Source organism: Verminephrobacter aporrectodeae subsp. tuberculatae At4 (assembly GCF_000193225.1).
In the GTDB taxonomy this organism is placed as follows: Bacteria; Pseudomonadota; Gammaproteobacteria; order Burkholderiales; family Burkholderiaceae_C; genus Acidovorax; species Acidovorax aporrectodeae.
On the sequence record NZ_AFAL01000534.1, the window covers coordinates 1 to 1,501 of the forward strand.

1 protein-coding gene is annotated in these 1,501 nt (G+C 66.8%); it reads right to left on the bottom strand.

Annotated features, from left to right (window positions below; translation table 11 throughout):
- The coding region (locus VTU_RS33710) for an Ig-like domain-containing protein (protein WP_010106780.1) at positions 1 to 1,501 on the bottom strand (1,501 nt) is incomplete at both ends.

Here is a 1,501-nt window from a genome sequence, read left to right on the forward strand (position 1 = left end):
CGTTGGCCGTGGGCGAACTCAGCGTGCCGCCCGTGCACACGATGTCGCTGGCGTCAAAGCCGGTGACGGGCTCGCTGAAGCGGAAGCTGACGGTTGTGGTTTCGCCCGCGGTGAGCGCGCTGTCGGCCAGCGCGATGGTCGCCGTGGGGCGGACGGTGTTCACACTGTAGTTGTGGCTGGTGGCGCTACCCACCCCGGCGTTGCCTGCGCGGTCGGTCACCCCGGTAAGGTTCAGGCTGATGGTATTCGTCGGGTCGTTGACGTTCTCCGTGGGCGTAAACGTGGCCCTCCAGGTATTGCCGTATTCTTCGTCGCGCTCGAGCGGGCCCAGCGTGCCGTTGGCGTTGGTGAGCACGATGTCCCCGGCGTCAAGGTCGTTGACGGGCTCGTTGAAGACAAAGGCGACGGTGGTGGTCTTGCCCACGGTGAGCACGCTGTCGAACAGCACGATGGTGACCGTGGGGCCGGTGATGTCCCAGATGCTCACGCTGTAGTTGGCGCTGATGGCGCGGCCCACCCCGGCGTTGCCTGCATCGTCGGTCACGCGGGTGAGGTCCAGGCTGATGGTATTCGTCGAATCGACGACGCCGGCCGTGGGCGTAAAGGTGGTCGTCCAGACCGTACGGTCTTCGCCGTGCCGAAACGGGCTCAGCGTGCCGTTGGCGTTGCTGAGATCGATGTCGCTGAGGTCAAAGCCGTTGACGGGCTCGCTGAAGCGGATGGTGACGGTGGCGGTCTGGCCCTGGGTGAGCGCGCTGTTGTCCAGCGTGATGGTGGCCGTGGGAGCGATGGTGTCGCGGGTATCCACGCTGTAGTTGGCGCTGCTGGCGCTACCCACCCCGGCGTTGCCCGCGGCGTCGGTGACGCCGGCAAGGTTCACGCCGATGGTATTCGTCGAATCGTTGACGTAGGCCGTGGGCGTGAAGCGGGCCGTCCAGACCGTGTTGTCGGCGTTGGGCGTGAGCGGGTCCAGCGTGCCGTTGGCGTCGCTGAGCACGACGTCGCTGGCGTCAAAGCCGACGACGGGCTCGTTGAAGCGGATCGTGACGGTGGTGGTCTGGCCCTGGGTGAGCGCGCTGTCGGCCAGCGTGATGGTGGCCGTGGGGCCGGTGGTGTCGCTCGTGTCGCGCGTGTCGACGGTGTAGTTGGCGCTGGTGATGGTGCGCCTTCCGACGTTGCCCGCGAGGTCCGACACGCCTCTCAGGTTCACGCTGATGGCATTCGTCGCGTCGCTGACGTTGGCCGTGGGCGTGAACGTGGCCGTCCAAGTTCTACCGTCGGCATTCGCCGTGAGCGGGCCCAGCGTGCCATTGGCATCCGAGAGGTTGACGTCGCTGGCGTCAAAGCCGGTGACGGGCTCGCTGAAGGCGAAGGTGACGGTGGTGCTTTCCCCTGCGGTGAGTCCGCTGTCGGCCAGCGTGATGGTGCCGTGGGGCGCACGGTGTCCACGCTGTAGTTGTCGCTGCTGACGCTGCCAGTACCGGCGTTGCCTGCGCTGTCG